Here is an 8,998-nt window from a genome sequence, read left to right on the forward strand (position 1 = left end):
CATGATCGAAGGCATCGATCAACTCTTTCATCCCCTGCTTCATGAGGCCAAAATCATAGACCATCTGACCGTTATCAAGATAATCCGATTCGAGCAACACTTCTACCTTATACGAATGACCGTGAAGAGATGCCCGACATCGTTGCGTCGAACACCCCCGAACAATATGGGCATTTTCGAACTTAAATAATTTACGGATAATCATAAATCCACCTTAGTATTTTGAGGTCACAAAATGTGATTTCAAGTGTTATACGTATTATACACCGTGGTTCTGGTCCCAAATACGGATATGAAGGCGATCCGAGTAGATAAATCCTCGACGTTTGCAAAACTCGATCACCGCTTCGCAGTTTGCTTCAATATGGGCTTTATCCCCTCCCAACGGCATACAATACACCGGCGTATAGGGATGCAGCGCAATGATCTCATCGATTTCCGACTCGATGTAACTTACCAATGAGGGTTCATCTACGGTAAATTTAAAAAAGCTCTCTTTGGCATTCGCAATAATGGCTCCATACGCTTCGGGTTTAACCCGTTTATCCAACGGTTCACCGCTGTTTGAAAGCTTGACCGATAACGCATAGGTTGCCTGTGCATAAAAAGGATAGCGTTTAAAATCGGGAGCAATCGTCGCATTCGTCTCAAACGTCACCCGATGCCCTTGCCCTATCAGATACTCAATAAACTCGACGAAAATCGGTTCATTCGCATAAATAAGCGGCTCACCTCCGGTAAGGACGACATCCACATGAGGCGGTAAACGATACCCGTTCATAATCCAGATAAGGCTCTGAAGTTCTTCGATCTCCATCCACAGCTCACCGAATGCTTTACGATCAACGGCATAGACCGTATCACAGCCGAGAACTTCTGAACCATCCGGTGATCGCTCAGTACATCCGAACCCTTCACATTTGAGGTTGCACCCTCCGAAGCGGAAAAAGAGTGACGGCACACCCGTGTATTTTCCCTCACCTTGAACGGAGTAAAAATGTTCTACTAAATATAACACTTTTGCTCCGTCAAAAGCGTAGCTTTTTGAGCCTTACGCCCAGTTATACCCAGTGTTAACGTAGACGCTTGGACGCGTTCAAACGTCGTATTGTAATGGCCATAAAAATGTTCTACAAGATACAGCATCTTCATCCCCCCGTTTCATAAAATGCACGACTAGAGACTTCAGCATCCCCCTCACTCCAGCGATTTTTTTCGGGTTTGGTGCGGATCACCTCTTTGAGCACTTGAGCCGCTTCTTTAATGTCACCGCGTCGTACGGAGTCACGAATCGACATCGCCTCATCAAAATAGAGACACGGGATAAGATTCCCTTCTGCAGTAAGGCGGATACGGTTACATTTAGTACAAAAATCATCTTTGTGCGGTTCGATAATCCCGAATTCATATCCGTCGGAAAGTTTATAATAATGCGATGGCGAGTGACCGTCAAATCCCTCATCATCATACGTATATCGGCTGCCGATAATACTCAAAAGCTCAGGACTTTGCATCCCTTTGATATTGACCTCGGCATGAACATTTTCCATATACTCGATAAAACGGACCACCATCCCTCGAGCTTTACAATATTCGAGAACGTCAAGAACCTCATTGTCGTTCAGCCCCTTCATCGGAACCATATTGACTTTTACCTTCATCCCGACACGTAGTGCCTCTTCGACCCCTTCAAGTACCTGACGTAAAACATCTTTTTTGGCTATCGTTTCGGCAACCTCGGGTTTAAGTGAATCGATTGAAACATTCAGACGACGCAAGCCTGCATCATAGAGCTTCTGTGCAGCACTTTTGAGCAAAAAGGCATTTGTCGTCATCGCAAGGTCAATATCGTTTTTATAATCATGGATCATTTTGATAAACGTATCGAGGTCTTCACGAAGCAACGGTTCACCGCCGGTGATACGGATTTTAGTGACCCCTTCATCAATGGCGATTTTAATAAATTCAAACAGCTCTTCAAAACTAAGCAGATTCTCTTTCGGAACCCAAGAAAAAGGTTTTTCGGGCATACAGTATTGGCATCTGAAATTACACCGTTCCGTTACCGAAACACGTAAATAATCAACGGTTCTGCCATAGCTATCTATTAACACAATTGTCCTTGCAAGAGGAAAGTGTTCGGATAGTATCTAAAAGTTGTTTTGAGTTTTATTTATTGAAAGAGTTAAGAGGGAAATCCCCGAAAGGGGATTACTTTTTACCAGCCGCGAACGACTGCGTGACATGCCGTACAGGCGTTCACGATTTCAGAATAAGACTTATGAGCTTTTGAATACTCTTTTTTATCCAACGCTTTGATTAAATCGTTAGATGCCGTATCAATGCGTTTAGCCGCATTGAAAGCGATATTGCTCATATGCTGTTTATCTTTAGGAAGATATTTTTTGGTAGCGTCTGCATCGTGAAAAAGAGCGTCTGCTTTTTGAATTTCAGCCACTCCACCTTTGATCAATGCCGGCGCATTGTAAAGAAACCCTTTTTGAACATTGTTCAAACCGTTTTCCATTTGGCTCATATTCAATGCCAAAGTATCGTCTGCTGCTGCACCGACACATAAAAGTGCCGATAAAGCTAAAATTTTAACCATTTTCATCCGTTACTCCTTAGTGAACTTCTGACCAGATTTTGCGTTTCCACAACCATGCCAAGATCGCAAAAATAAAGGTATAAACCATTACCCATATTCCAAGACTTTCACGCTCAGCTTTTTTGGAATCACCGATTGCTTCCATATAAGCTATTACTTCTTCTTGCGCTTTTTGGTTCAATCCCGTACGCGGCATAGAAGTTCCGTGGAGCAATACTTGAGGGTCGTTAATGAAACTGTAAAGATAATGTTCACCACGACTTTTGATGTATTGTGATAAGTCTGGAGGCGTTGCGCCCATGTATGCTTTAATATTTTCACTTGGCGTTTTCGCTTCAAAACCGGCATACGCCATAGAGTGACAACGTCCACATGCTACTTCATACGTATTTTTATGCGCTTCTACACCTGATTTCGCTTTTGGCGCAAGTGCTTGGAAATACGCAACAATATCCATGATCTCTTGAGGAGACATCCAGTTATAGGCAGGCATAGGGAATGCTTTACCGCTTTCTGGAGTATATTTGTGCTGCAAATGCATTGCAGTGACCGGATCAAAAATAAAGTTTGCCAAATAATTTTTATCGTAAATCCAACCTGCACTGCTCAAATCCGGCGGTACAACACCATAAGATGCTGCAGCGTCTGCATTTGGCATAACCGCAGGATGGCCCGCTGATTCAATAGCATGACATGCGATACAGTTCGCTTCTACAAGTACTTTTCCGTTTTCAGGATTTCCTTTAAGTGTTGTATCGACATTTTTCAAATCTTTAAACGTAAAATCTGCCTCAGCAACTTCCGGATGCATCACATGGTGAGCATACGGTTCGATTCCATAATAGGTAATGCCGACAAGAGCAATAATGACGGCTAAAATTCTAAACTCTTTCATTATTTCCCCTTCACTTTTTTAGCTTCTGCTTTGGTAACAAACGGTAATGCCGCAAAAAGCGCCAAGAATGTCATAGATGATGCAAAACCTACCCATGCATTTGCACCGGTCGGAGGTAATTTACCGTACACAGTCAACACTATCAAGTCTGCCATCAAGAACCAGAACCAATATTTGAAATACGGACGTTGGTTAGCCGGTTTTACCATCGGTGAGCGATCCAACCATGGCATAACAAAGAAAATAGCATTTGCTATCCCGAATGCGATCAAACCAAGGTCTTTACCTGAAACACCCGCTATCTCAAAGAAGAATCCGCGTAATACTTCATAGCTCCACAAGAAATACCACTCAGGGTAGATGTGTGCCGGGGTTTTAAGGCCGTCTGCTTTATCAAAGTTTACCGGGTCCATTGCGAAGTTGTAATGGAAGAAAACCAAATAGAAAAAGAACAACATAAAGAAACCGAGAACAAAGAAATCTTTTGACAAGAATACCGGCCAGAAAGGGACAACTTTAGACTCTTTTTTGTTTCCTGCAAGGTATTTTTCCGCTTCTTCATCGAAATCGAAGAACTCACCCGCTTCGTTATTAACGTGTGGGAATCGAAGCGCGTAAAAGTGGAATACAATCGCACCGATAATCGCAAGTGGAATCAACAATACGTGAAGCATGAAGAAACGGGTCAATGTAGCATCAGATACATAGAAGTTACCGCGAATCCAAACAACAAGTTCATCTCCGATAAACGGGATACCGCCGAAAATTTCCGTAATAACGTACGCCGCCCAGTATGACATTTGTCCCCATGGAAGCATATATCCGCTGAACCCTTCTGCAGAGAAAAGGACGAATAACAACATACCTGATACCCAGATCATCTCACGCCCTTTTTTGTAAGAGCCGTAATAGATACCGGTGAACATATGGATATAGATTACCAAGAAAACAACCGATGCACCTACTGCATGGATATGTCGGAACAACCAACCGTATGCCACTTCTTGCATAATCGTGTAGTTAACACTGTCAAATGCCATATTAACATCTGGTTTGTAGTACATCAAAAGGAAAATTCCTGATACTACCAAGAAAGTAAACATTACGGTGAGTAATACACCCATTGCCCACAAAAAGTTAATATTTTTCGGAATCCAATATTCTGTCATCATCACTTTTACAAAGTTAACAACACCTAAACGCTGGTCAAACCACTCGAGCATCGAGTCTGCTTTTTTAAATTCTGCCATCTCGCCTCCCTTACGCTTTCGCCGTCATAGCTTTGTATTCAGGACCTTCTTCACCTAAAACAAGCGTTACACCGTCAAGTTTGAACGGCGGAATATCAAGCGGTCGTGGCGGAGGACCGAATTTATTGATACCGGCATCGGTGAATTCACCCCCGTGACAAGCACATTTAAAGTCATGCTGATCGGCACGATACGCCGGAATACAGCCAAGATGGGTACAGAGACCGATCATCACTGAAAAATAGTGATCACCGATTTTGACACTGCGACCGTCCGTTGGTTTCATATCTTCGGTGTATTTTAGAATAAACACCGGTTTTCCACGCCATACGGCGATTTCTAATTTATTGGCTTCTAGGCCTGACACGTCTACCGTTGTAAAACCGGCAGACATGACGCTCGGGAGCGGATCCCATGTCTTTTTCATCGCGATGAGCGAGGCGATTCCCCCGACAGCGGCGACTGCACCGAAAGCTTTACCAATAAAGCCTCTTCTGCTTTCATCCATCATAGTCATCTCACTTAATTTGGAAATTTAACTCCCAATCATAAGTTAAAAAGGTTTAAGTTTCTATAAATTGAAACTTTTCCTTATGAATTCGATTACTTCGGTGTTACTTTTTTTGATATTTTGATAGTTATTTGATAAAGCAATACTTATAGCTTGCATAAGATGTTCTTGAGTAAATTGCTCAACAATCGGTATGTTCAGCGACATAAAAAGAGGGATAAAATCGCGTGGATAATCGGCACGTTGGAGATAGATCGGTTTTCCGCCGCCTGCAAGATTTTGTAATACTGCCATCGGCGAAGCACTGATAAGTATCTCGCTACGACGGATCACATCATCATAGGATTCACATTCGTGTATTGCAACAAAGCTCTCTTTTAGGCTATTTTCATATCCAAGAAAATGGTAAAAGCCCATCAAGAGTTCCATATTGAGGGATTTAAAAAGATTTTGGTTTTTCTCCAAATCCTTTTCATAATCATCATCCCCGAAAAAAAGTGCCATGGGAATTGTTTTAGGAAGCGGCTCATAATAGCGTTCGTTGACCACCGTCGCTTTACAAATATTTTCTCCTTCCAGATAAGGGGAAATCAAAAATTCTTTAGGATGTTTGGTATCAGAGGGATCATCGCTAATACGGATAAAAGCGGGAAAAAATTGGGTCATATCATTCAACAGCGTCGGATTGATCTCGGCTGAATCAAAAATCATTTTATCACCATGATGCGCGATTTGAGGAATATTACGAACTAAATCTACACCGACAGAGCGTTTAATCCCATACTCTTTCGCCTCTGCAGCAATCCGAAAATCGGAGCAAAGAAGTGTAATATCAATCTCTTTTTGAAGTTCATTGACAATGGCAACGGCTCGGTGGAACCGATCCAATCCAATACGGTGACCCGTATGGACGTAGTAAAAATAGCGCATAATAAATATCCTTGTTATTTACAATAAAGTTTGATAATAAAAATTTGTAGTCATAACTCTATTTTGATAGCTTATTTTACCCTATCTATGGTTAAGCAGTTTTCAAATTATGAAACCTTCACTTTAAACCATGCCGCATACAATGCCGGAACAAAGATCAGCGTCAATGCCGTCGCAACGATCAATCCTCCCATGATCGATATCGCCATCGGTCCCCAAAATACACTGTGTATAAGTGGAATCATCGCTAGTATTGCTGCCGCAGCCGTGAGAACCACAGGGCGCGAACGACGTACCGTCGCTTCGATGATGGCATTCCACGCAGGCTCACCCCGTTCAATATCCTGTTCGATTTGATCTACGAGAATCAGTGAATTTCGCATAATCATACCGCCTAATGCGATAACTCCGAGCAGCGCGACGAAGCCAAAAGGGGCATTGAAAATCAACAAAGCCGGAACTACCCCGATAAGTCCCAGCGGTGCGGTCGAAAATACCATGAACAATAGAGAAAAATTCTGCAACTGTATCATCAATATCAATAACATTACGGCAAACATAATCGGGAAAACGGCAAAAAGCGCTTGATTGGCTTTATCACTCTCCTCAATGGCACCTCCAGCCTCGATACGATAACCGACAGGTAGGGAGTCGATCACCGGCGCTAACGTGGGCATAATTTTTGATGTTGCGTAAGGACCTTGTATACCATCGGCAAGGTCACTACGTACGGTAAGTGCCATATCACGGTCACGTCTCCATAGTACCGGATCTTCAAATGTTGATTCGATCTTCGCCACCTGAGAAAGGGGTATAGCGATCCCCGTTTTAGTAAATAACTGTATGTCACCTAATTGTTCAATAGACAAACGCTCCGCCGGTACAGCGCGTACTACGACATCAACAAGTTCCTCGCCCCTACGAATCTGTGTAACAGGAGCGCCGTTGGTTACCGCTTGAACGATATTTTGGACATCTACCGTATTCAATCCGACCAAACGAGCCTTGTCCTGATCGACATGCACGGCGATAGAGCGTACCTGCTCATTCCAATCAAGTTGGGTATCCGGCACAAGCGGACTGCTGCGAACAATATCGCGGACACGATACGCAATTTCTCGCACTTTTTGCTCATCCGGCCCGATGATCCTAAACTGTACAGGAAACCCTACCGGAGGACCAAATTCAAGTCTACTAACGCGTCCTCTCACATCCGGAAAGGCTTCATTTTTAGCAAAAAGCTCCATCAGTCTGCTGCGTACATCTTCACGTGCTTCAAGAGTAGGCGTTACTAATACAAACTGAGCGTATGAAGGATTGGGGAGTTCCGGAAACAACGATAGGAAAAATCTCGGTGTACCTGCCCCGCTGTACGCTGTAAAACTCGTAACATTGGAATCGGCTTTAAGCTGCTGTTCCATCAAACGTACCTGCTTTTGGGTCGCTTCGAAAGAAGCCCCTTCTCTTAGACGAAGCTCAACCAATAACTCACTACGAGACGCAGTAGGGAAAAACTGTTGTTGGACAAACATCATCCCGGCTCCGGCGAGAGCGAAAAGGGCAACGGTAGCCCCAAGAACCCACCAGCGTCGTGCTATACTCCAGTTAATTAATTGTCGAAATCGATGGTATATCGGCTTGTCATAAGGGTCATGTTCCTGCTCTGATGAAGGAGCATCGTAGTGCGGCAACATCTTCATCCCAAGGTATGGGGTGAAGATGACGGCTACGATCCAAGACGCAAGAAGTGCTACCCCGACTACCCAAAATATCCCTCCGGCATACTCCCCCGCAATCGATTGAGCAAAACCAACCGGCATAAAACCGGCCGCCGTAACCAGTGTTCCGGTAAGCATCGGAAACGCCGTTGAGCTATAGGCGAATGTAGCCGCGCTCAAACGATCCCATCCCTCTTCGAGTTTGACCGTCATCATTTCTACGGCAATAATGGCATCATCGACCAAAAGACCCAACGCGATGATCAATGCGCCGAGCGAAATACGATCCAAGCTCCATCCGGCAGCATACATAATAATAGATACTATTCCCAGCACAAGAGGAATTGAGGCTGCAACAACGATACCGGTACGCCATCCGAGTGAGACAAATGAGACAATCAAAACAATAATCAAGGCTTCAAGGAATGATTTCTCAAATTCCCACACCGATTCCTCTACGATTTTAGGCTGATCCGCATATTTCTCAACGTCAACGCCTATAGGCAATTTGCTTTTAATGACCGCCATTTGTGCATCTAAATCTGTACCGAGTTTCAGAATATCACCGTTTTGATTCATTATCACGCCGATGGCTACTGCTTGCTCGGCGTTATGTCGGATTGTAAAGCTTTGCGGATCTTCATAACCTGCACGTACGGTAGCAACATCGGAGAGTTTGAGCAGTTTCCCGCCAACCTGGATACTGACATTTCCAACATCTTTTGCGTTGTGTAATGTACCGTCAATTCGGATATGCACTCGATCATTAGCCGTATCGATTGATCCGGAGGGGGTCACCATGTTTTGTGCAGACAATGCATCCATGATAACATTGGGAGCGATACCCATCGCCGCGAGACGGCGTGTGGAAAGCTCCACAAAAATACGTTCGGGTTGTTTGCCGAGAATATCCACTTTTTTGACCCCTGCGACGCTCTGCAACTGACGTTTAATCTCCTCGGCGCTGTCACCAAGCTCCGCCATCGTGAGATCAGACGCTTTTACGGCGTACAAAACACTGTAGACATCATTGTACTCATCGTTGAAAAAAGGGCCTCGTACTCCGGATGGGAATTCACGGCTAAT

The 8,998-nt window shown here is 44.0% G+C and carries 9 protein-coding genes; all 9 read right to left on the reverse strand.

Annotation, left to right across the window (positions count from 1 at the left end):
• On the reverse strand, positions 1-205 hold a 205-nt coding region (locus A3G19_RS02235; RefSeq protein ID WP_294870370.1), incomplete at its 3' end, for a 6-carboxytetrahydropterin synthase.
• Positions 206-259: 54 nt separating this feature from the next.
• A complete protein-coding gene (locus A3G19_RS02240; RefSeq protein ID WP_015654603.1) occupies positions 260-1,018 on the reverse strand; it encodes a 7-carboxy-7-deazaguanine synthase QueE in 759 nt (252 codons plus the stop codon).
• Positions 1,019-1,148: 130 nt separating this feature from the next.
• On the reverse strand, positions 1,149-2,114 hold the full coding sequence (moaA, locus tag A3G19_RS02245) for a GTP 3',8-cyclase MoaA (RefSeq protein ID WP_015654604.1): 966 nt from the start codon (positions 2,112-2,114) through the stop codon (positions 1,149-1,151).
• Between the two features lie 104 nt (positions 2,115-2,218).
• Entirely contained in the window at positions 2,219-2,614 is a 396-nt protein-coding gene (locus A3G19_RS02250) for a hypothetical protein (RefSeq protein ID WP_015654605.1), read from the reverse strand.
• 10 nt (positions 2,615-2,624) lie between these two features.
• Complete coding sequence (locus A3G19_RS02255; protein ID WP_015654606.1) at positions 2,625-3,503, reverse strand: c-type cytochrome; 879 nt, start codon at positions 3,501-3,503, stop codon at positions 2,625-2,627.
• Positions 3,503-4,753: a cytochrome bc complex cytochrome b subunit gene (locus tag A3G19_RS02260; protein ID WP_015654607.1), complete on the reverse strand. Its 1,251-nt coding sequence runs from the start codon at positions 4,751-4,753 to the stop codon at positions 3,503-3,505. The genes A3G19_RS02255 and A3G19_RS02260 overlap by 1 nt, the downstream gene beginning before the upstream one ends.
• Before the next feature lie 10 nt (positions 4,754-4,763).
• Entirely contained in the window at positions 4,764-5,264 is a 501-nt protein-coding gene (locus tag A3G19_RS02265) for a Rieske 2Fe-2S domain-containing protein (RefSeq protein ID WP_015654608.1), read from the reverse strand.
• Between the two features lie 60 nt (positions 5,265-5,324).
• Positions 5,325-6,194: a hypothetical protein gene (locus tag A3G19_RS02270; RefSeq protein ID WP_015654609.1), complete on the reverse strand. Its 870-nt coding sequence runs from the start codon at positions 6,192-6,194 to the stop codon at positions 5,325-5,327.
• A 107-nt stretch (positions 6,195-6,301) separates the two neighbouring features.
• Positions 6,302-8,998, reverse strand: a 2,697-nt coding sequence (locus tag A3G19_RS02275; protein WP_294870372.1) for an efflux RND transporter permease subunit, incomplete at its 5' end; no start/stop codon positions are given.

The organism is Sulfuricurvum sp. RIFCSPLOWO2_12_FULL_43_24 (assembly GCF_001829605.1).
Taxonomy (GTDB): domain Bacteria; phylum Campylobacterota; class Campylobacteria; order Campylobacterales; family Sulfurimonadaceae; genus Sulfuricurvum.